Here is a 20986-nt window from a genome sequence, read left to right as displayed (position 1 = left end):
GTTCATCACCTCTTTGTTTTATTATAAACCATTTATTATCCGTATACCACTTTACATAAAATCAATTAATATATCATTTAAAACATACTGACCTTCTTGAGTTGCTTTTAAATAATCATTTTCAATCATCAATCTACCCTTTTCTATATTTCTAGTAATCGCTTCTTTATATAGAATACGGGCATCTTCTTGATATCTTTCTTTAAATTTATTTAAATCTAGCCCTTCTTTTAAACGAAGTGACATCATTATTTGATTAAACATTGTTTCTTCTTTTGTTTCATCAATTGTTGTTGTTTTAAAATCACCATTTAAATATTTAGTAAGTGATCGACTATGTTCTATAATTTGTCCATCAATTTTGCTACAAGCACCTAATCCTATTCCATAATAATTATTATAGTACCAATACATAAGATTATGTTTCGATTGATATCTTTGTTTAGCATAATTAGAAATTTCATATTTTTCAAAACCTATTTTTTCTAATTCTTGATCAATGAATAATGTTAATTGATATTCGCTTTCTTCATCTAAAGGCTGATAATTTTTATATTTTAAAATCGTTCCTTCTTCTAAAATCAAAGAATAATAAGAAACATGTTGCAAATCTAAAGATTTTAAAATTTCTATATCCTTTTGAATATCTTCTTTTGTTTGTTTTGGTAACCCATACATCAAATCAATTGAGATATTATCAAAACCTATTTCTTTAGCATATTTAATAATATTTTTTACTTGGATTGTATTATGATGACGCTCTATTTCTTTTAATAAATGATCTTGAAACGTTTGTACACCAATACTTAAACGATTAATACCACCTTTTTTTAAAATCTTTAACTTATAATAATCCATTGACTCTGGATTAACTTCCATACAATATTCTTCCACTTCTAAACTATAGGGTTTTAACATTGACATTAATTTTTCTAATTGTTCATCATTTAAAGCACTAGGGGTTCCCCCTCCAATATAAATCGTTTTTAAATGATGTTGCTCTATTTGTGATAATTCTTCATTTAATCTTTGTAAATAGAGATCACTTTGTTTTTGATCATAATAGACCTTGCAAAAATCACAATAACTACAAATAGATTCACAAAAAGGAATGTGTACATACAAACTTCTAGTCTCCATCTTTTAAACCAAATTCCTTTGCTAGTCCACCTAAAGAAGTTTCCTTATAAGCACTATTTAAATCTTTTCCAGTTTCTTTCATAACATTCACAATTGAATCAAATGAAACTTTGTTCTTTCTTAAATAACCTAATTGTTTAGCATAACTTGCTGCATCGATTGCACGTAAAGCACCAAAACCATTTCTTTCAATACAAGGAATTTGAACATAGCCACCAACCGGATCACATGTTAGTCCTAAATTATGTTCAAGCCCCATCTCTGCAGCATATTCAATTAAAGAATTATTAAGTTCTAAAATCCAACCATAGGCTGCTGCAGCCATTGCACAAGCACTGCCAACTTCTGCTTGACATCCGCCATCAGCCCCTGAAATTGTCGCATTATGTTTAATGACATTTCCAAATAAACCAGCAACCGCTAAAGCTTTGATCAATTCTTTACGAGGAATTTCTAATTGTTTATAACAATAAAATAAAACAGCTGGTAAAATTCCACTTGCTCCACATGTTGGCGCAGTAACAATTTTATTACCACAGGCATTTTCCTCAGAAACAGCATAAGCATAGCTTGAAACAAGCAATCTTTCTCGATCACTTTCTCTTCGCGTATTGATTGCTTGTTGATACATACTTTTAGCAACTCTTTTTAGTTGTAACCTTCCAGGAATCACTCCTTCATGATGTAAGCCATTTTGTACACAGGTAAACATACTATCTAACACTTCAAATAAGTAGGCCTTAAAATGTTCATCTTCATAATTTAAAACATAATCATAGAAGGAAATACCATTGTCTTCAATATATTGAATAATTTCTTTAAGATTTTTATGAGGATAGATTTGTTTTGTTTGTTGCAACTTACTTCCTTCATATTCAACAGTTCCTCCACCTATAGAATAAGCAGTAATTGTATCAAGAACTTTTTCATCTTGGTACACATAAAATTTCATGCCATTTGGATGATAAGGTAAACGATCACTTTTAAAACGAACAATCGTTTGCTTGCCCAATGTTTGTTTAATAATATAATCTGTTAAATGACCTTTTCCAGTTAAGGCAAGCGACCCATATAATTCAACTTCGAAACGTGAAGCATTTGGATACTGTTCTTTTATTTTAGAAGCTGCTCTTTGAGGACCCATTGTATGTGAAGAGGATGGTCCAAATCCTATCTTAAACAATTCTCTTAATGATTCCATAATTTCTCCTATATTCTTAACATAAATAATTCTAAGCCTAATTTTTTATCTATTTGTCCCGTCTTAATTTTAACATCCAATAAAGATAATTCATTTAAACATCTAAGTAGTTCATCTATTTGAAAAAATTGGCCTTCTTTTCTTACATATTTTAAGCGAAAAGGATTAACTGCCAACATTTTAGCAATTTCTTGATCAGTATACCCTTTTCTATCTAATAATTTTACTTGATAAATCAAACGCATAGAATTAGCTACCAAAACAATCAATTTAACTGGTTCTTCATTAATTGTCATTAAATCTTTATAAATAGACATCATCTTTTGTTTATCTTTACTTAAAATAGCTGTTGTTAAATCAAAAACATTTTCATCTAAGGGACGATTGACAAGTTCTTCAACACAATGAATATCAATATGCTGTGTATATAAACAAAGCTTTTCTACTTCACTAGCAATATCCATTAAATTTGTTCCTTTTCTACTTAAAAGTAACTCTAAAGCATCATCATCAATAGTACAATTTCTTTTTTTAACAGCCTGTCTTGCTGTATCAGAAACTTTATAATAATTTAAAGGATTGATTTCATAAAACTGTGCTTCTTTTCTTAACATCTTGACAACTTTTTTTCTTTCATCAAAATTCTTTTCATCATTAAAAATAACAAGATGTACTGTTTTATCTAAATAAGGTAAACATTGCATAAAATAATCTATATCATGATTATCTTTTTTTATTTTTTTGGTTGTTAGAAAATCTGCTTTTTTAATAACAACCATTTTTTCATCACTTAAAAAAGGAGGTGTCATTACATCTTCTAAAACAACTTTCATTCCCTCTTTAGAAACATCATAAACTGTATAATTCATCTGTTCTTGATTACAATGATGATCTTTTTTTAACTTATCTAAACGTTGATCCATCAGTAATCTCTCTGTTCCATATAATACATATAACATATCATCACCATAGCTATTATAAACTAAAAACCACTTGAAGTCATGACATAATTCTTACCTACATAATAAACAATCTTAACCATTCCTTGAAGATCACTGCGATAAATTTTCACCCCATATGCTTCTAATCTTTTTAATGTTAAATAAGATGGATGTCTATAACGATTATTCTTTCCTACAGAAATAAGCGCTACTTTAGGATCAATCATTTTAAACAAATCTTCACTTGAAGAACTGCTACTTCCATGATGTGCCACTTTTAAAACGTCGACATCTAAATGATGATATGTCTGATATAAATCACTTTCCACCTCTTTAGAAATATCACCTGTAAATAAATAATTTAAATGGTTGATAGTCACGTAAATAATAGAAGAGCGATCATTTGAATTTGTATAATATTTATCTAAAGCTAAATTTTTAAAAACTAAATCGCCAATTTTCTTTTTTTTAAAATCATAGAGAACCTTTTTAACTTTAAAATGTTCTTTCAAAGACGCTAACGCTCCACAATGATCATAGTCTTCATGTGAAATAAAAACGGCATCCAAATAAAAAACGCCCTGACTTTGTAAATAAGGAATCAACCGAGAAGTCGCAAGATCACTCTTTTGTAATCCCCCCGTATCAATCAATACATTTCCTCTGGCATAAGGCTGTTGAATAAAAAAACAATCCCCTTGGCCCACATCAATCATCACAACTTGTCCTTTCATGTTGTAATAAGGATAAAAATAAAAAGCAAGTAACACACTTAATAATAGACATACTTCTTGGATTACTTTTCTATTGACATTCAATTTATAAATTCCTTTTAAATAAAGATAATAATAAACACCTATAAAAAATAAAGTCGGTTGACTAAAAGGCAATGTAAAAGAAAAATCATAAATAAAAGCAATCATTTTTAATAACAATTCATATTCTAAAGATAAAAAAGGTAAAACATATTTTCCAAGTAATAAATAATAAAGCATACTTTTATAAATCATTTCTATATAAGGCATTAGAAGAATACCTATCAAAAAAGAAAACACCGGTAAAACATGTTGAATAGAAATAATAATGGGAATTGAACCTAAAAATAAATAATATTTCCCTGCTTTTTGATTTTGTAAAAGTAAAATAAAAAAATAAATCAAATAAGAAAAAATAAAAGATAAATTATAAATCAAATAAGGATTATACATTAACATACCAACTGTTAAAAAAGAAAAAATATCCAACTGATTTAACCATTTACCAAAAATCATTGGTAAAAAAAGCATTAGATACGCTCTTAAATAAGAAATATTATAAGGAATACTAAACATGTAACCCCCAATCAATATAAGAGATATACATTTTTGTCCTTTTTTTGAAAAAAAGAATTTTAAAAAATTCATCAACCATTTCTGTAAAATTGTAAGATGCATACCCGAAAGAGCAAATAAATGAACAATCGAGAGTTGCGTTAACTTTTGATAATATTCTTTCATTTGTTCATCTTTTGTTCCTAAAATAAATAAAGATAACAGACTTTTTACTTTGGAAGATGTCTTGATTCTTTTTTCTAAATAATGATATAGATGATCTTGATGTTGATTACTTTTTATTTTTTCAAGTTGTAAAGTATCAAAAATATTTAAACTATATAAATAATATTGATAATTAAACGCATAATCATTTTGTATTTGATGGAAGTTATAAGGTTTTCCTATCAAAGAAATATCATCAAACAACGAGATATTTTTAAATTCTCCATAAACCTTTACTTTATGATACCCCCTCTTGACAACAATACTTTGATCATCTTTACTTACGACCTTTCCTGAAATTTCATTTTGATTTAAAGGTTGTGGTAAATAAAAAAAGAGAAATAAGAGAAATGATAACAGTAAACTTACACTCAATAGTATTTTAAAATGTTTTAAATACAGAAAAATAAAATAAAAAATAAGAAATACATATAAAATAGGATGTAACATTTTAGCTAAAACAACCACCAATAAAGGAAGTGCTAGATAAAAACCTTTTCCTTTTATAAACATAAATACTCCCTTAATCGAAGATATGTCTTTTCACCAATTCCTTGAATATTCATTAAATCTTCAATTGTTTGAAATGGTGTTTTTTGTCGATACTCATCGATCTTTATGGCTGTTTTTTCTCCTATTCCTTTTAATGTCATTAAATCATCAAGTGAAGCATGATTTAATGAAATCAGATTTTGACCATGAGGTAAATAAAGTTTACTTTCATTTGTAAGTTGATAATTTTCATTAAATTGATAATGGTTATCTGTTTGCAGTTTTGTTAAAACATCATTAATTGTTGGTTTTGTTTTAAAGGAGAGTTTTTGTTCAAACTCTCCTTCTACATAAATGATAATATTTTGTTTGGTTTGAATATTTTCAACAATAGCTGTTGGCTTTACATAACTATAAATGAGAGAAATAAAAAATAGGACAATAAGTCCTATCTTTTCAAAACTATTCATAATCTTGTTCAATATTTAAATGACGATAAGCCTCAGCTGTTGCTATACGTCCTCTTGGCGTTCTTTTAATCAAACCAATTTGTAATAAATAAGGTTCATTGACATCTTCTAAAGTTTGTGGTTCTTCCCCAATAGATGCAGCAATTGCTTCAAGTCCTACAGGTCCTCCTTTAAAACGATGAATGATTCCTAATAAATACTTATGATCAACATCATCTAATCCTAAATTGTCTACTTTTAATCTTTCTAATGCTTCAATTGTTCTATCTCTTGTAATTGTTGCATCGCCATAAAACTGTGAAAAGTCTCTAACTCTTCTAAATAATCTATTTGCAATACGTGGTGTCCCACGACTTCTTCTTGCAAGTTCCCTTTTAGCATCATCATCCATAACAATATTATACACACGACTTGTACGATCAATAATTTGAGTCAGTTCTTCTTCACTATAATATTCTAATTTTGAAACAATACCAAAACGGTCTCTTAATGGTGCTGATAAATCACCTGCTCTCGTTGTTGCCCCAACAAGGGTAAAAGGTGGTAAATCAATCCTTACCGATCTTGTAGATGCTTCTTTTCCGATAACAACATCAACACAAAAATCTTCCATCGCTGGATATAAAATTTCTTCTACCACTTTATTTAAACGATGAATTTCATCAATAAATAAAACATCACCTGGTTCAAGAGCTGTTAAAATAGCTACTAGATCCCCTGTTTTTTCAATACTTGGACCTGTTGTAATTTTAATATGAGTTCCCATTTCATGAGCAATGATCATTGACATAGTTGTTTTTCCTAAACCTGGTGGTCCATAAAGTAAAACGTGATCTAACGACTCATCACGAAGCTTTGCAGCCCCTACAAACACTTTTAAATTTTCTTTAAGATTTGTTTGTCCAATATATTCATCAAAATCACTTGGACGAAGCGAACTTTCATCATCTTCTACAATTTCAGGATCTAAAACCTCGTTCATGTTTTCCCTCCTATTTAACAATTAAACTTAATGCTTTTTTGACATAACCATTTGTATCTAAATTTTCATCTGTCAATTTCTTAACAACTTTATCTACTTCACTTTGTTTATAACCTAATGCAATTAATACTTCCATAGCTTCTTCCAATTCTTGATTAACGACAGTTTGTTTTGTAGCAGTTACTTTTCCTTGTAAATCAAGAATAATTTGTCCTGCTGCTTTAGGTCCAATACCTGGTATTTTCTTTAAATAGGTCATATTGCCACTTTCAATAGCTTCACAAATTCCTTCAACATCTCCACTTGCTAGCATTGTACAAGCACTTTTACAACCAATTCCTTTAACTGAAATCAATTTTAAAAATAAATCTTTTTCTTCTTTTAAATTAAATCCATACAATAAAATACCATCTTCTTTTACTTGTTGATAAAGATAAACAACCACTTCTTTTCCTTTAGAAAAAGCATAAGGATTGCTCACATAAATTAAATAACCAATCCCATTATTTTCTAAAACAATATGATCACTTTGAATATCAACAATCAAACCTTTTATATAGCTATACATACATTTCTCCTATTACTATTATATTATAAAAAACGAATCATTTCGTCTCAAATTTGTGTCAAATTTGTCTCAATTATATCATAGTATCTATTAACTGAAAATAAAAAATCAGGCATAAAGCCTGATTCATTAATCATAGAATTCGAATTCAAAATCAAGAATAGAAACAACATCTCCATCTTGACATCCTGCGTTTCTAAGAGCTTCATCAATTCCCATATTACGCATTTTAATAGATAAACGTTTAATTGCATCATCACTTACTAGAGAAGTCATGGATACAAGACGTTCAATCTTCTTACCAGTAATTGTCCATTGACCATTACCTAAATTGTGAACAACAAATGGTGCCTCTTCTTCTTCATAATTATAAACAACTGTATTTTCTTCTACTTCTTCCATATCAAACTTAGGCGCAGTTTCTAAAGCATCTGCAACAGCATATAATACTTGATCAACACCTTCATGAATAATTGCTGAAATAGGGAATACTTTAACATCTTCTCCTACTTTTTCTTTGAAAGCTTTTAAATTTTCTTCAGCATTTTCTTCATCCATTTTATTAGCTACGACAATTTGTGGTCTTTCTAATAAACGATATTGATATTGTCCAAGTTCTTCATTAATTGTACAATAATCTTCATAAGGATCACGTCCTTCAATACCACCCATATCAATAATATGAACAATAACACGACATCTTTCAATATGTCTTAAAAATTGATGACCAAGTCCTTTACCTTGACTTGCCCCTTCAATTAATCCTGGAAGGTCAGCCATAACAAAGTTACGACCATCTTTTGCTTGAACGACTCCTAAATTAGGAACAATAGTCGTAAAATGGTAATCAGCAATTTCTGGTCTTGCACGTGAAACAACAGATAAGAATGTTGATTTACCTACTGAAGGGAACCCTACAAGTCCAACATCTGCTAATAATTTAAGCTCACAGCAAACATCAAATTTTTCTCCCGGTTCTCCTCTTTCACAAATTTGTGGTGCAGGATTTCGAGAAGTTGCAAAACGCGCATTTCCTCTTCCACCACGACCACCTTTAGCAAGAACGACACGTTGTCTGTCTTCTGTTAAATCAGCCATAATTTTTCCAGTTTCTTCATTCGTAATAACTGTCCCCACTGGTACCTTGATTACTAAATCACTTGCATCTGCACCATGCATTTTTTTAGCCATCCCATTACCACCAGGACGTGCCTTATAAACACGTTTATATTTTAAATCTAATAACGTTGATAAAGATGTTGTTGCTTCAAAAATAATACTTCCACCTTTTCCACCGTCTCCACCGGCAGGTCCACCTTTTGGAACATGTGCTTCACGTCTAAAAGCCACCGTTCCATCTCCACCTTTACCAGCTTCAATATATATTTTAGCTTTATCGATAAATTGCATACTTCCACCTCTCTTTCAAAAAAAAATCCCTTTTCAGGGATTTCATTATGCAGCTGGGTAAACTGATACTTTTTTTCTATCTTTTCCCATTCTTTCGAATTTAACAATTCCATCACACATAGCGAATAAAGTGTCATCTCCACCTTTTCCTACGTTAGTACCTGGATGAATTTTAGTACCTCTTTGTCTATAAATAATAGAACCAGCAGTAGCGAATTGTCCGTCTGATAATTTAGCTCCTAATCTTTTTGATTTTGAGTCACGACCGTTTTTAGTTGATCCAACCCCTTTTTTAGAAGCGAATAATTGTAAATCTAATTTAAACATCATGATGTTATTCCTCCTCATAGGTTATCTTGATATATTGATGATAGTCTTCTGTAAATGATTCCAAACTAATCACAAGAGTCTCTAGTATCACTTGCATTATTTCATCATTTTCATACACATCTATCATTATATTACCATTTTTTAAAATAATTGCACACTTTTTTTCTTCTAGAAATCCCTTTTTAGCAAGAGTATTGCAAATACCTGTAGCTACAGCACTTACGCCAGCACACACAAGATCTTTGCCATATTCACCAAACTGGGCATGTCCTTTTATTTTAATTTGAGTAATATATTTATTATTTCTTTTTATTTGAACTTTAATCATTATTTAACGTTGATTGAATCAACAATTAATTTTGTATAAGGTTGTCTATGACCTTGTTTTTTGTGGTAATGTTTTTTAGCGTTATATTTATAAATAGTTACTTTTCTTTCTTTACCTTGTTTTTCTACAGTAGCTTCTACAGTAGCACCTTCAACGTAAGGAGCACCAATAGTTACAGTTTCATCTCCAACTAATAATACTTTATCAAAAGTAACTTTTTCTCCTGCTTCAACTTCTAATTTTTCTACGAAAATTGCATCACCAGCTTCAACTTTTAATTGTTTTCCACCTGTTTCGATAATTGCGTACATACCGCACCTCCTATAATTTTTTTCTAAGACTCGCCAACCAAGGCAGCAAACGCATTTAATACCTCTTATGTGCGGTTGTAGTCTAGAGGTCTACAACAAGTGCATTATACTGAATATTCCAATTAAAGTCAATGCGATTTCTTAGATTTTATCAAATAAATTTTTATTGTGTCAAAATCATAAAATCGTTGATGAAAATGATAGATATTTTGATAAGGTCGAAAATATTCAAGATGTTTATTTATTTTCACTCTTTTTTTACTAAGATGATCACTCATTAATGTTTCCATATAAATCAAACGATAATTTTTAAGATATAAAATAACTTGATAAAATAAATATCCTAAAATAATTTTTCTCCCTATTTGTTTCGTAATAATCCATAGAATACAAATAAACAATAGTGAAACTTTTATTTGTATTTGCATGGCTTTTTGATAATCTATGACATAAGATAAAAATAATAATAAAAGTTTTGAACCATCCAAAGGATAAACTGGAAGTAAGTTGAATATTAAAATATAAATATTGATTTTAGCTAACAATGGTTCTTTTATAAAAAGAAAAAAAATAAAACAAATAAGATTAATAAATGGACCACAAAGAAGCATCCCTATTTCTTCATAAACATAATGTTTTCCTAAATCTTTTAACGATAAAAAAGCCCCAAAAGGAAGTATCATAATCTTTTCAATTTCAAAAGAAAAATAAAGTGCCACAAGATAATGACCTATTTCATGTAAAATAGAAAAAAATAAAAAAGCCACATAATAAGAAGAACCTGATATAAAGGCTAAAAGTAAATAAAGATAAGTAAGGGGATGTATTTTCATTTTACATCCCCAAATATTCTTGATAAGTGATTTGTTTTCCTAAATATTCAAATATCATTTTAAACTTTTGTTGATACAAAGCAATTGTATCCCCTTGTTTTATTTTTTAAATTTATTTACTTGAATATCTTTTAACTTAGAAAAAGTAATTTCCGTACCATTTTCATCTAAAATAGTCACTTGTTGTTTTTTTACATCAATCACTTTACCGTTATTCATTGCAAGAACCTGATTTCCTGTTCCTTTATAATAGTCATCCTTGATCAAGGTATATTGTAATTCTTGACTTACTTTAACATCTTCTGGTAAAAAATCTAAAACACTTTGTGAAACAAAGGTAATCAATTGTTGTAAATATTTTTGATTAAATATTTTTTGTTCAAGTTCTGGATTTTTCAAAACAATCAATGAACCTAAAACAACAATCATCATAACCATCAAACGTACCATCCCATTATAAAGCTTTTTGAAATTATGATCATTAAGTGGTCTTTTCCTTTTTTCAATGCGTTTTCTTACATCATCCAAATCTGACATATAATCACCTATTACATCATATGAAATCATCCCAAAAAGATACGACTTAATAAACCTCTCCTTTTACATTTAGCAAAAGCTCTTTTATGTCCTAACAAACGATGTGCGATATTATCAAAACAATCATGTAAAAGATGACCCTTCAACAAATAAACAGGGCGTCCTTTATTATTAGCTTCAATCATTTCATGATCTTCATAAACAATTCCTAAAAGTGGTAAGGATAAAATATCTAAAGCATCATCGATCGTTAATGATTTGCCATCTTCAATATCATCTAAATTCACTTTATTAATAATCAACTTTAAATCCTGTATTCCCTTTTTAAGCAATAGGCCAATCACTCGGTCATTATCTCTTAATGTTGCAAGATCAAGATTAACAACAATAATTGCTTCATCAGCAATTGATGAGGCATAAGTAAACCCTTGTTCAATTCCTGCTGGTGAATCTACAATAATAAAATCAAAATCATTTTTTAAATAATCAATCAGTGCAGCCATGATCGATGCATCTAAATTTTGAAAAGACAACGTTTTACACGCTGGTAATAAATAAAGCGTTTGTTCTCTTTTATCTTTGACCAACACCTGATGAATTTCACATTTACCAGAAATCACATCATTTAAATCATAAACAACTCTATTTTCCAATCCCATCATAACATCTAAATTCTTTAAACCAAAATCTCCATCAATCAAACATACTTTTAAGTTTTGATGTGCCAAAGCAATTGCTAAATTAACACTGATACTACTTTTACCCACACCACCTTTTCCAGATGTCACAGTAATGATTCTAGACATGTATGTAATCCCCCTTTTCTACAACGATATCGTTATCTTTATAATAAACAAGTGACATTTCGAAAGTTGTAAAATGGTGTATAGATTTTCCAAAAAAGCGAATTGTTGCGTTCTTAAATCTTTGACTGGAAATACAAGCTTCTTCACTTTGGACTTCTATAATCCCAAAAACACCTTGCATGACATATAATTTAGCATACACTTGAACAATGGCCCCTGGATTGATTTTACCTGTAATTAATGTATCTTCATAAATTTCTATTTTTTCTCCCGCATGTATAGAAGCATCGATCATTCTTAATTCTTTTTTCTCCTCCGTTTTTTCTTCTATAAAACCACCAAACAAGAGACTTTTACATTCTATAAGAACACCAAAAAATTGTAATATCTCATCATTTTCCAAAATTCGACCCTTCAAATCAAAAAAGGCCTTTGGGTAATAATCCTTCTTTTTAAAGAAAGATTGCACCAAAAGACCTTTTAATTCATTTAATAAAACTTCAAAATCGACTTCATTATCCATTATAAAAATCAAACGTCCATTAAGATTCTTAACTAAAATATACATCAATATCACCTTCAAGATTTAATTTATCGTGGATAAAATACACCCCATTAAAAATAACAATATTGAATAGTAATGTTGGTAGTAGTCTCTTAATTAGAAATGTTGTTATCACTAATTGAGTTGTATTTGTTATCCACATTAAAGAATATAACACACTCTCCTGTACAAAAATTGTCAAAACAACGATGACAATCGCCTCAAAATAAGTCATAACAGCTTTTTTCATATAACGCTTTTCAAAAAAAGAATACATAAAGAACAATAAGACATATACAAAAATAGAATTTCCATAAATTACACTAAAATAAATTCCACAAATTCCTGCAAAAATATAACGATGATCTTCATCAATTGTATTCGTCAATAAATCAAACATCATCACACCAACATAAGGAACAATTGTCAAATTTAATTTCAAAATTGAAGATGGTAAATAAAAACGTAAAATACTGTCGATAACAAAGGAAATAAACATGATAATTAAATATCTAACAAGCTTATTCTTCATTACCATTGACCTTCTTTACTACACTTACATAAGATAAATCTTTAAACTGCGCAGCCATTTTAACAGTTAAAGTCATTGTTGTTCCATCACTTTGAGTTACCAGTTTTTTTGCTTTACCAATATAAATTCCTTTAGGACATTTTCCATCTCCACCTAAACCAGAAGTATAAACTTTCGCATTTTTTTCTAATTTATCAATTCCTGAAAGTAAAGTAATATTTAAAACTTTCTTATTAACATCATAATTTTTTAATAATCCATAAATCGTTTGATCACCATTAATAATCATTACTGGAATTTGATTTGATGGATTTTCACTTGTAAGTAACGAAACAGTAGAACTAATTTCCGTTACATGACTAACAACACCGATCATTCCTTTAGAATCACAAACTGCCATTCCTTCTTGAACATTATTTAAACTTCCAGCATCAATTGTAATTTCATCATTCCAATTTGTTTGATCACGTATTTGTACACTAGCTGCCTTCGTTTTATAATCATTTGGAAGATAATCCATTTCTGTTAATTTCTTTAATTTTTTAATTTCTGATTGTAAAACTTCATTTTCAGATTCAATATTGACATAAGAATCTAACTTTTCTTTTAAAATTCTATTTTCATCATAAACATCCTTTAAATCATTATATTCATTAAAGATATCATTTACAAAAGAAATAGGTTTTTTAATAATATAGTATTCAATCATAGAAATAGAATTACTTAATGTCTTTTCTAAACGGGATTGTTTTCTCCCTACAAAAAAACCAATAACTGATACTAAAATAACAACGACAAAAACACCAATCATAATTCTTTTATTTCTTTTTTTTCTACGATTGTTCATATAATCACCTCTAGTATCATTCATTATATAGAGTTCACTAAAAAAAATCAATCTTCTTTATTTTGATAGATTTTTTTTGAAGCAAAACTATAAAAACAATGCTTGCCAACAATTAGATGATCTATGAACTCTATTTCTAAACAATCCGCCATTTCTTTAATCTTTTGCGTTATTAGTTCATCTTCTACAGATGGTGCAGGATTTCCACTTGGATGATTATGTATCAAAATAATTCGATTAGCACCACATCTAAGTGTATGTTGAAATACCTCTTTTGTTTCTAACATAGAAGCATCCCCACTTCCTATAAATAATAATTTCTCTTGAATGATTTCTAAACGGCTATTTAAACAAAGTAAAATGACTTTTTCCTGTTTTTCAAACATCAATTTATGTTTAATATATTCATAACCATCTTGAGGTTCTTTAATAACAAATCTTTTTGTATTTTCTTTTTGCATTCTTTTCGCAAGTTCTATACTTGCCATTAATTCAATTGCTTTTGCTTGTTTAATACCTTTGATCTTCGTTAATTGATAATAGTCTACATCTTTTAAAGCTTGGAACCCTCCTATTTCTTCTAATAATAAAGAAGCCAAATTTAAAACAGACATTTCTTTATTTCCTGTTCTTAAAATTACTGCAATTAATTCTTGATTCGATAGAGTTTCAATCCCATTATAAATTGCTTTTTCTCTTGGTCTTTCAAATTGAGGACAATTCAACATCATTTAAAGCTTTACTTTTATTTTTTTACTTAAACAATAGGCTAATACTATTTTTATAAGATCTCCAGGTATAAAAGGAACAACACACATCATTAAAGATGCACTTAAATTCATCTTCGTCACAAACATAAACCACAGTGTTCCAATAAAATAGCAGATCACACTTCCGATAATACATGCTAAACCAATAGGAACTCTTGTTTTTAATTTTGAAATAACATAGACCATTATTGGAAACGAAAAGATATATCCCCCACTATAACCTAAAAGTGATCCCATACCACCTTGAAATCCAGCAAAAACAGGTAAACCAACCGCTCCCATCAACAAATAAACAACACATGCACTAACTGCTACTTTACAAGGAGCAATCAATGCAATTAAACAAACCATAAAGGTTTGTAATGTAATTGGTACATATCCTGGTAAATCAATTTTAATTTGCGAAAATATAGCCATCATACATGCCATAAGTGCGCAATAACACATTTCTTTTGTTTTGAAGTTCAAAGTTTTCACCCCCCTGAAAGCATACTATCAAAGAGTAACTTCCTTGTCAATTTGTTTTTAAAAATTGATAAATTGCATTATATTCTTTTTTTTCAATCTTCTCTTGATAACGATCATCTATAAAATATTCTTTAACCACACATGTATTTCCTTTTTCAGCAATCTCTTTTGCTTGTTGATGTGCCTCTTTTTGTTTTATAAAAATATCAGTAATAACAACATACTCTTGATCTTGATACATAGAACTCTTATATCCTAATTCTTCTATTTGTTTCATTGTATTTTCAGCATTTGCTTTTTCTTTATAACGTCCTACTTGGACAACATAGATATTGATTTCTTGTTTAAGTGCTCGATTTACATAATACATAGTTAGTGTATTACATAAAAGCATCAAAAAAGTAAAAATAAGCATTCCTTTCTTTTTCATAGACTCACCTCTTTCTAGTCTATGAAAATTAATAAAGAATATGAAGGTACCGAAGTACCTTCATCTATTATCTCCATTCAATAGAAACAAGTCTTGGAATTGAAATACGACCACTAGAAGAATATAACATTTTATAAACGGCTGCTCCCACAACAACACATACAATCCATGTTCCTACTCCTCCACCAATAATTTCCATTTGATTTGTTAATTGTAATTCTTGCATTTTCATTTCCTCCTTTTTTTATTTAAGGAACAGACACCCACTAACTTCCTCACTATTTATATAGACATTTTTTGAGTATTTTTCTTTTAAAAATTAAAAAAAATCAAGTTTTTTCAAACTTGATTTTACATAGCTGCTAATTTTTCTTTAACAGCATTATATTTAGATGTATAATCTTCTAATTTTTGACGTTCACTATCAACTTTTGCTTGAGGTGCTTTTGATACAAATTTTTCATTACTTAACATATTTGTACAACGTTTAATTTCCCCTTCAAGTTTTTGAAGTTCAGCTTGTAATTTTTGTTTTTCTGCTTCTTTATCAACATAAGCACCAAGTTCAACGATCAATGTATTACCACCTTGAATCATTGCTGTCGCAACATCTTTAGAAGCTTCTTGATTATAACCAACACAAGTTGCATTACATAATTTCTTTAAGTAAGGAACACATTGGTCTAATAAAGCTTGTAAGTTTTCATCTTTTGTTTCAATTGAGTATTCCACTTCGATTGCATTTTTAATTGTATAGTTTGCACGAATTTCACGAACACCTTTAACAATATCCATTAAATAAGTAAATTGTTTGTTGATGTTTTCATCATTGAAATCAGGATTTACTGTTGGATATTTAGAAATACAAATTGATTCTTCTAAATGTGGAATTGCTTGATAAATTTCTTCAGTTACAAATGGCATGAATGGATGTAACATTCTAACGATTGCATTTAATACATAAACAAGAGTATGAGCACTTGCTTGTTTTTCAACTTCATTATCACTATTTAAATGAACTTTTGTAAGTTCGATATACCATGAACAGAAATCATCCCAAATGAATTTATATAATTCGCTACCAACATTAACGAATTCAAATTTATCCATGTTGGCATCTACCTCTTCAATTACGTTATTTAAACGATTTAAAATCCATTTATCACATAAATTTAAATGATCAAATTTTAAATCCTTATATTCTAAATCTCCATCAATATTCATTAAAACGAATCTTGCTGAGTTCCAAATTTTATTAATAAAATTCCATGATGCTTCTAGTTTTTCAGGAATATATCTTAAATCCATACCTGGTGCTGAATTGGTAGTTAAGAAGAATCTTAATGTATCAGCACCGTATTGATCGATAACATCCATTGGGTCAACCCCATTACCTAATGATTTAGACATTTTTCTTCCTTGTTCATCACGAATTAAACCATGAATCAAAACATGTTCAAATGGTCTTTGACCTGTAAATTCTAATGATTGGAAAATCATACGACTTACCCAGAAGAAAATAATATCATATCCTGTAACTAAAGTATTTGTTGGGAAGTATCTTTTAAATAAAGGATCTTCTGTATTAGGCCAACCTAATGTTGAAAATGGCCATAATGCACTAGAGAACCAAGTATCTAAGACATCTTCATCTTGTGTCCAGTTTTCGGTATCTTCTGGTGCAGTTTTTCCAACATAAACTTCACCTGTTTCTTTATGATACCATGCTGGTACTTGATGTCCCCACCATAATTGACGTGAAATACACCAATCTTCGATATTTTCCATCCATTGTGTAAATGTTTTTTCAAATCTTTCTGGTACAAAGTTTACTTTAGAATCTTTCTTTTGATTAGCTAAAGCAGCTTCAGCCAATGGTTTCATCTTAACGAACCATTGTTTTGATAAATAAGGTTCAACAATAGCTCCTGATCTTTCTGAGTGACCTACTTGATGTAAATGTTTTTCAATATGATCAACAATACCCGCTGCTTCAAAATCAGCAACTAATTGTTTACGGCATTCAAAACGATCCATACCTTGATATTTATGACAAAGTTCATTCATTGTTCCATCATCATTCATACAAATAGGCATGTCTAAGTTGTATTTTTTAGCTAAAGCAAAGTCATTTGGATCATGAGCAGGTGTACATTTCATTACCGCAGTTCCAAAATCCATATCGATATAACTATCAGCCATAATTGGTAATTTTTCACCATTAGCTGGGTTGATTGCATATTTACCAACTAAATCTTTATATCTTTCATCATCAGGGTGAACAAAGATAGCTTGATCGGCAAACATTGTTTCAGGACGTGTTGTCGCAATGACTAATTCTTGGTCACTATCTACAATTTTATATTTGAAATAATACATTGCCCCTTCAATTTCTTTATGAATAACTTCGATATTACTTAAAGCTGTTCTTTGTACAGGATCCCAGTTAATAATTCTTTTACCTTGATAAATATATCCTTTTTCATATAAACGAACGAAAACTTCTTTAACCGCTTGAGATAATCCTTCATCTAAAGTAAATCTTTCTTTCGAATAATCTAAAGATAAACCTAATTTTTCCCATTGAGCACGAATAATAGAAGCATATTCTTCTTTCCAAGACCAAGCTTTTTCTAAGAAACCTTCTCTTCCTAAATCATAACGAGAAATTCCTTCTTCTCTCATTCTTGCTTCTACTTTAGCTTGTGTAGCAATTCCGGCATGGTCCATACCAGGAAGCCATAAAGCATCATAACCTTGCATTCTTTTATAACGAATAATCATATCTTGTAAAGTTGTATCCCAAGCATGTCCTAAATGAAGTTTACCTGTAACGTTTGGTGGTGGAATAACGATTGCATAAGGCTTTTTAGAAACATCTCCTGCTTTAAAATATTCTTTTTCTAACCAATGTTGATATTTACCTTTTTCAACACTTTTATGATCATATTTACTCGCTAATTCTTTTTTCATTTTCATCATCCTTTTCAATAAAACTTTCTTTATGTTCTTTAATGTATTCTCCTAATTTATCACCAATTCCTGAAGAACGTAATAAAGAAACAAATTCATTTGTAAAATCAGAGAAATTGTATGTAGCGTATTCACTTGTTTCATCAATTTCATCTTCTTGATCGTTTTCAATTAAAATAGCTAATTTTTCAGCTTCTTCTAATAAATGAGCAATATCATAACATTTCATTGTTTCAAATGCTTCTTTATAATAAGGTCGATAATTACAATAAGGTTCTGTTATAAAAAACGAATGGATTGAACCTCTTCCCCCTTCTAAAGAACATTCTAATTGGTACATTGTATAAATCAATAATTCCTCATGTGTTAAATAAGGAATAATATTTCCATCATAGTTATCATCTTCATATAGACGATCTTCTTTCGCATTAATATGAAAAATAACAGCTCTTGTTAGATCAATTGGTTCAATCTTATCAAAAACATCACTTGTAAGATGAGAAAACATATCTTTTTCTTGAGCTAATTTTTCTTCATATTGCTTTCTTTTTTCTTTTAATTGTTTAAATTTTTTACCATAAAAACTAAACAAGAACACACACATGATAGCAAAAATAATCCATACATACCAATACTCTGTAAAATAATTCATCTTTTTCCTCCTTAAAATAAAAAAGCCATTCCTCTAAGGACGACTTATATCGCGATACCACCTTAGTTCTAAGCATAAAACTTAGCACCTTAAAACTTTAACGCAGTTCTACGTGTTAAACTACTTCATTTCATCTAACATGCTCCTTGGCTACCTTCACTCTTTTCATTTATCCCTTTCCAGCAAACGGGACTCTCTATCAAACAAAGAAGAACTACTCCTCCAAATCATTGCAGTTCTATTCTATCAAATAGACTATTTCTCGTCAATCATTAACTTTTTGAATATTTCTTGTAAACCATCTAAATAACAAATTAATTTTGACATTTGATAAATATTGACTTCTTCTTGTAAATTTAATTGAACTTGTGGAACAATTGATAAAATACATTGCATTAAGATTTTTTCTTCTTTTAAAAGCTTTACTTCTTTTAAATAATATTCTAATAACGGTAAACTATCATAGAGTTCATCATGATTTTGAAAAATATCTATCAAATCATAAATACAATAATTAATTTTCATTCGATCAATTGAAATAAGTGTTTCATCACTAACAAAAATATGTTCCTTATTAAAATGATTATACGTTAAAGAAAGTCTAATTTCATTTTTACCTTTCATTATTTCTTGATATTGACTTAAATAATAATGTGCTTGATTTAAATAATGAACGATACGATAATAATTTAAAACAAGCATCCAACCTGCTGGAGATTTAAATTTTCTAAATTCAAATTCTCTCATTAATTCTTCATAATCATTTTTTCTTTGTTGAATCAAAGAAAAAAGATCATCATACTGCTTTTTAAAAAAAGCATCTTCTTCATGTTGCATAAAAAAAGAATGATTGTGTAAATACGTTAGGATTTGATAATATGTTTTTATTTTCATTCCTTTTTTTATATGATTATCTTCTTGTAAATAAGGCATAAGATAGATATATCGATCTTGAAAAGGTGTAAAATAGTGTTGTTCATTATTTAATATCAAATGAATAAAATGATGGAGATGTAAGGTATTAAGATGTTGATAAGCAACTTCTAGTTTCTTTTCATCAACAATCTTAACACAATAAAAATGATTAGCTGTTTTCACTTTATAGACATGCGGACTGATTTGAATCAGTCCAATTACGTCTAAATCATACTTTGTTTGAATGATCTTTTGGAGCATAAGGAATAATAAGAATTTGTCCTGCATCTAAATTTAGATCTTGATTATAGTCTCTAATCATTTTTTCATCTACCTGGTATTGTCTAGCTATTGAAGCATACGTATCATTTGGTAAAACGACATATAAATAATAAACACCTAGATCCTCGTCATCATCAACCTTTTCTTCTTTTTCTTTCGTTTCATAAATTTTTTCTTGTAACTTTTCAACATCTTGAATTTCTTCGGGTGCCTCAGCAACGACTTGTTCATTTATCGTTTGCGTCTCAACATCCCTTGATAATTTTTCAATTTCATCAATAGGATCTTCATCAAGTTGAATATAACGATTTTCACCTTCTTCAACCCCATACACTCCAACTTCAATTTTAATTTTCAAATTACCATCAATAATATCATAATGAAAATCTTCAACCTTTAAATGAAAATCTTGACGATCTATAATCTTTTGATCATCCGCATAAACATCTAATTCCACATTTTCTAAAAAATGTCTTTTTTCTTGACTAATATATTCTCCTTTAATAGCAAGACTCCCCACCGCTCTAACACCATGATCTTCAATCTTATAGTCGATAGATTCATCAACCGTTAAAGAAACTAATTCCTTCAATTGATGTAATAAATCAATTTCCTTTTCGTAAAATATTTTTTGCATAGTCATCCTCCTAACAAAGTCTATGCAATAAATCATCAGATATGAAAAAAAG

General features: G+C 29.1%; 25 protein-coding genes and 2 other annotated features. All 25 genes read right to left on the bottom strand.

Annotated features, from left to right (window positions below; translation table 11 throughout):
- Positions 1–51 precede the first annotated feature (51 nt).
- Entirely contained in the window at positions 52–1125 is a 1074-nt protein-coding gene (gene hemW / locus LJD34_RS06465; RefSeq protein ID WP_264474797.1) for a radical SAM family heme chaperone HemW, read from the bottom strand.
- A gap of 4 nt (positions 1126–1129) precedes the next feature.
- Positions 1130–2341 (bottom strand): L-serine ammonia-lyase, iron-sulfur-dependent, subunit alpha, encoded by a 1212-nt coding sequence (locus tag LJD34_RS06460; RefSeq protein WP_227359475.1) that lies wholly within the window; start codon positions 2339–2341, stop codon positions 1130–1132.
- 8 nt (positions 2342–2349) lie between these two features.
- Positions 2350–3300: a DNA polymerase III subunit delta gene (holA, locus tag LJD34_RS06455; RefSeq protein ID WP_147579948.1), complete on the bottom strand. Its 951-nt coding sequence runs from the start codon at positions 3298–3300 to the stop codon at positions 2350–2352.
- A gap of 23 nt (positions 3301–3323) precedes the next feature.
- Entirely contained in the window at positions 3324–5330 is a 2007-nt protein-coding gene (locus LJD34_RS06450) for a ComEC/Rec2 family competence protein (protein ID WP_227359474.1), read from the bottom strand.
- Complete coding sequence (locus tag LJD34_RS06445; RefSeq protein ID WP_175301556.1) at positions 5321–5779, bottom strand: ComEA family DNA-binding protein; 459 nt, start codon at positions 5777–5779, stop codon at positions 5321–5323. Before LJD34_RS06445 ends, LJD34_RS06450 begins: the two co-directional genes overlap by 10 nt.
- Positions 5772–6761: a Holliday junction branch migration DNA helicase RuvB gene (gene ruvB / locus LJD34_RS06440; protein WP_022002220.1), complete on the bottom strand. Its 990-nt coding sequence runs from the start codon at positions 6759–6761 to the stop codon at positions 5772–5774. Before ruvB ends, LJD34_RS06445 begins: the two co-directional genes overlap by 8 nt.
- Before the next feature lie 10 nt (positions 6762–6771).
- Positions 6772–7329: a Holliday junction branch migration protein RuvA gene (ruvA, locus tag LJD34_RS06435; RefSeq protein ID WP_022002221.1), complete on the bottom strand. Its 558-nt coding sequence runs from the start codon at positions 7327–7329 to the stop codon at positions 6772–6774.
- Between the two features lie 129 nt (positions 7330–7458).
- Positions 7459–8739, bottom strand: a complete 1281-nt coding sequence (gene obgE / locus LJD34_RS06430; RefSeq protein WP_032091588.1) for a GTPase ObgE — start codon at positions 8737–8739, stop codon at positions 7459–7461.
- Positions 8740–8784: 45 nt separating this feature from the next.
- The gene (gene rpmA, locus LJD34_RS06425) at positions 8785–9069 is read right to left on the bottom strand and encodes a 50S ribosomal protein L27 (RefSeq protein ID WP_022002223.1); all 285 of its coding nucleotides are present in this window, start codon (positions 9067–9069) and stop codon (positions 8785–8787) included.
- A gap of 4 nt (positions 9070–9073) precedes the next feature.
- Positions 9074–9397, bottom strand: a complete 324-nt coding sequence (locus LJD34_RS06420) for a ribosomal-processing cysteine protease Prp (protein ID WP_032091589.1) — start codon at positions 9395–9397, stop codon at positions 9074–9076.
- The gene (gene rplU / locus LJD34_RS06415; RefSeq protein WP_032091590.1) at positions 9397–9708 is read right to left on the bottom strand and encodes a 50S ribosomal protein L21; all 312 of its coding nucleotides are present in this window, start codon (positions 9706–9708) and stop codon (positions 9397–9399) included. Before rplU ends, LJD34_RS06420 begins: the two co-directional genes overlap by 1 nt.
- A 16-nt stretch (positions 9709–9724) precedes the next feature.
- Positions 9725–9795: a sequence feature (ribosomal protein L21 leader region), on the bottom strand.
- Between the two features lie 41 nt (positions 9796–9836).
- The gene (locus LJD34_RS06410; protein ID WP_227359473.1) at positions 9837–10541 is read right to left on the bottom strand and encodes a site-2 protease family protein; all 705 of its coding nucleotides are present in this window, start codon (positions 10539–10541) and stop codon (positions 9837–9839) included.
- A 99-nt stretch (positions 10542–10640) separates the two neighbouring features.
- On the bottom strand, positions 10641–11078 hold the full coding sequence (locus tag LJD34_RS06405; protein ID WP_227359472.1) for a M23 family peptidase: 438 nt from the start codon (positions 11076–11078) through the stop codon (positions 10641–10643).
- A gap of 26 nt (positions 11079–11104) precedes the next feature.
- Positions 11105–11884, bottom strand: coding sequence for a septum site-determining protein MinD (minD, locus tag LJD34_RS06400; protein ID WP_022002228.1), 780 nt, complete (start codon positions 11882–11884; stop codon positions 11105–11107).
- Positions 11877–12452: a hypothetical protein gene (locus tag LJD34_RS06395; RefSeq protein ID WP_227359471.1), complete on the bottom strand. Its 576-nt coding sequence runs from the start codon at positions 12450–12452 to the stop codon at positions 11877–11879. Before LJD34_RS06395 ends, minD begins: the two co-directional genes overlap by 8 nt.
- Positions 12436–12960: a hypothetical protein gene (locus LJD34_RS06390; RefSeq protein ID WP_227359470.1), complete on the bottom strand. Its 525-nt coding sequence runs from the start codon at positions 12958–12960 to the stop codon at positions 12436–12438. Before LJD34_RS06390 ends, LJD34_RS06395 begins: the two co-directional genes overlap by 17 nt.
- Positions 12950–13807 carry a rod shape-determining protein MreC gene (gene mreC / locus LJD34_RS06385; RefSeq protein WP_227359469.1) on the bottom strand — a complete coding sequence of 286 codons (858 nt, stop codon included), beginning with the start codon at positions 13805–13807 and terminating at the stop codon, positions 12950–12952. The genes LJD34_RS06390 and mreC overlap by 11 nt, the downstream gene beginning before the upstream one ends.
- Before the next feature lie 47 nt (positions 13808–13854).
- On the bottom strand, positions 13855–14538 hold the full coding sequence (gene radC / locus LJD34_RS06380; RefSeq protein ID WP_032091596.1) for a RadC family protein: 684 nt from the start codon (positions 14536–14538) through the stop codon (positions 13855–13857).
- Positions 14539–15045 carry a biotin transporter BioY gene (locus tag LJD34_RS06375; protein ID WP_032091597.1) on the bottom strand — a complete coding sequence of 169 codons (507 nt, stop codon included), beginning with the start codon at positions 15043–15045 and terminating at the stop codon, positions 14539–14541.
- Between the two features lie 46 nt (positions 15046–15091).
- Positions 15092–15475: an SPOR domain-containing protein gene (locus LJD34_RS06370; protein ID WP_032091598.1), complete on the bottom strand. Its 384-nt coding sequence runs from the start codon at positions 15473–15475 to the stop codon at positions 15092–15094.
- A gap of 67 nt (positions 15476–15542) precedes the next feature.
- Positions 15543–15701: a hypothetical protein gene (locus tag LJD34_RS06365; protein ID WP_167389340.1), complete on the bottom strand. Its 159-nt coding sequence runs from the start codon at positions 15699–15701 to the stop codon at positions 15543–15545.
- 125 nt (positions 15702–15826) lie between these two features.
- Positions 15827–18448, bottom strand: coding sequence for a valine--tRNA ligase (locus LJD34_RS06360; protein ID WP_032091599.1), 2622 nt, complete (start codon positions 18446–18448; stop codon positions 15827–15829).
- Positions 18426–19100 (bottom strand): hypothetical protein, encoded by a 675-nt coding sequence (locus tag LJD34_RS06355; protein WP_032091600.1) that lies wholly within the window; start codon positions 19098–19100, stop codon positions 18426–18428. The genes LJD34_RS06360 and LJD34_RS06355 overlap by 23 nt, the downstream gene beginning before the upstream one ends.
- A 32-nt stretch (positions 19101–19132) precedes the next feature.
- Positions 19133–19340, bottom strand: a binding site (T-box leader).
- Between the two features lie 15 nt (positions 19341–19355).
- The gene (locus LJD34_RS06350; protein WP_227359467.1) at positions 19356–20276 is read right to left on the bottom strand and encodes a hypothetical protein; all 921 of its coding nucleotides are present in this window, start codon (positions 20274–20276) and stop codon (positions 19356–19358) included.
- The gene (locus LJD34_RS06345) at positions 20245–20934 is read right to left on the bottom strand and encodes a LysM peptidoglycan-binding domain-containing protein (protein WP_117845227.1); all 690 of its coding nucleotides are present in this window, start codon (positions 20932–20934) and stop codon (positions 20245–20247) included. The genes LJD34_RS06350 and LJD34_RS06345 overlap by 32 nt, the downstream gene beginning before the upstream one ends.
- Between the last annotated feature and the right edge of the window lie 52 nt (positions 20935–20986).

Origin of the sequence: Faecalibacillus sp. MSK20_93 (genome assembly GCF_020589945.1) — a bacterium.
Taxonomy (GTDB): domain Bacteria; phylum Bacillota_I; class Bacilli_A; order Erysipelotrichales; family Coprobacillaceae; genus Faecalibacillus; species Faecalibacillus intestinalis.
Note: the sequence above shows the minus strand (reverse complement) of the source record. Positions and strands in the feature narration are given on the sequence as shown.

What these genes read in the sequence shown, in the direction of transcription:
- LJD34_RS06460 (WP_227359475.1), bottom strand. Translation starts at nt 2,341, where the DNA reads ATGGAATCATTAAGAGAATTGTTTAAGATAGGATTTGGACCATCCTCT.
- holA (WP_147579948.1), bottom strand. Translation starts at nt 3,300, where the DNA reads ATGTTATATGTATTATATGGAACAGAGAGATTACTGATGGATCAACGT.
- LJD34_RS06450 (WP_227359474.1), bottom strand. Translation starts at nt 5,330, where the DNA reads ATGTTTATAAAAGGAAAAGGTTTTTATCTAGCACTTCCTTTATTGGTG.
- LJD34_RS06445 (WP_175301556.1), bottom strand. Translation starts at nt 5,779, where the DNA reads ATGAATAGTTTTGAAAAGATAGGACTTATTGTCCTATTTTTTATTTCT.
- ruvB (WP_022002220.1), bottom strand. Translation starts at nt 6,761, where the DNA reads ATGAACGAGGTTTTAGATCCTGAAATTGTAGAAGATGATGAAAGTTCG.
- ruvA (WP_022002221.1), bottom strand. Translation starts at nt 7,329, where the DNA reads ATGTATAGCTATATAAAAGGTTTGATTGTTGATATTCAAAGTGATCAT.
- obgE (WP_032091588.1), bottom strand. Translation starts at nt 8,739, where the DNA reads ATGCAATTTATCGATAAAGCTAAAATATATATTGAAGCTGGTAAAGGT.
- rpmA (WP_022002223.1), bottom strand. Translation starts at nt 9,069, where the DNA reads ATGATGTTTAAATTAGATTTACAATTATTCGCTTCTAAAAAAGGGGTT.
- LJD34_RS06420 (WP_032091589.1), bottom strand. Translation starts at nt 9,397, where the DNA reads ATGATTAAAGTTCAAATAAAAAGAAATAATAAATATATTACTCAAATT.
- rplU (WP_032091590.1), bottom strand. Translation starts at nt 9,708, where the DNA reads ATGTACGCAATTATCGAAACAGGTGGAAAACAATTAAAAGTTGAAGCT.
- LJD34_RS06410 (WP_227359473.1), bottom strand. Translation starts at nt 10,541, where the DNA reads ATGAAAATACATCCCCTTACTTATCTTTATTTACTTTTAGCCTTTATA.
- LJD34_RS06405 (WP_227359472.1), bottom strand. Translation starts at nt 11,078, where the DNA reads ATGTCAGATTTGGATGATGTAAGAAAACGCATTGAAAAAAGGAAAAGA.
- minD (WP_022002228.1), bottom strand. Translation starts at nt 11,884, where the DNA reads ATGTCTAGAATCATTACTGTGACATCTGGAAAAGGTGGTGTGGGTAAA.
- LJD34_RS06395 (WP_227359471.1), bottom strand. Translation starts at nt 12,452, where the DNA reads ATGTATATTTTAGTTAAGAATCTTAATGGACGTTTGATTTTTATAATG.
- LJD34_RS06390 (WP_227359470.1), bottom strand. Translation starts at nt 12,960, where the DNA reads ATGAAGAATAAGCTTGTTAGATATTTAATTATCATGTTTATTTCCTTT.
- mreC (WP_227359469.1), bottom strand. Translation starts at nt 13,807, where the DNA reads ATGAACAATCGTAGAAAAAAAAGAAATAAAAGAATTATGATTGGTGTT.
- radC (WP_032091596.1), bottom strand. Translation starts at nt 14,538, where the DNA reads ATGATGTTGAATTGTCCTCAATTTGAAAGACCAAGAGAAAAAGCAATT.
- LJD34_RS06370 (WP_032091598.1), bottom strand. Translation starts at nt 15,475, where the DNA reads ATGAAAAAGAAAGGAATGCTTATTTTTACTTTTTTGATGCTTTTATGT.
- LJD34_RS06365 (WP_167389340.1), bottom strand. Translation starts at nt 15,701, where the DNA reads ATGCAAGAATTACAATTAACAAATCAAATGGAAATTATTGGTGGAGGA.
- LJD34_RS06360 (WP_032091599.1), bottom strand. Translation starts at nt 18,448, where the DNA reads ATGAAAAAAGAATTAGCGAGTAAATATGATCATAAAAGTGTTGAAAAA.
- LJD34_RS06355 (WP_032091600.1), bottom strand. Translation starts at nt 19,100, where the DNA reads ATGAATTATTTTACAGAGTATTGGTATGTATGGATTATTTTTGCTATC.
- LJD34_RS06350 (WP_227359467.1), bottom strand. Translation starts at nt 20,276, where the DNA reads ATGCTCCAAAAGATCATTCAAACAAAGTATGATTTAGACGTAATTGGA.
- LJD34_RS06345 (WP_117845227.1), bottom strand. Translation starts at nt 20,934, where the DNA reads ATGCAAAAAATATTTTACGAAAAGGAAATTGATTTATTACATCAATTG.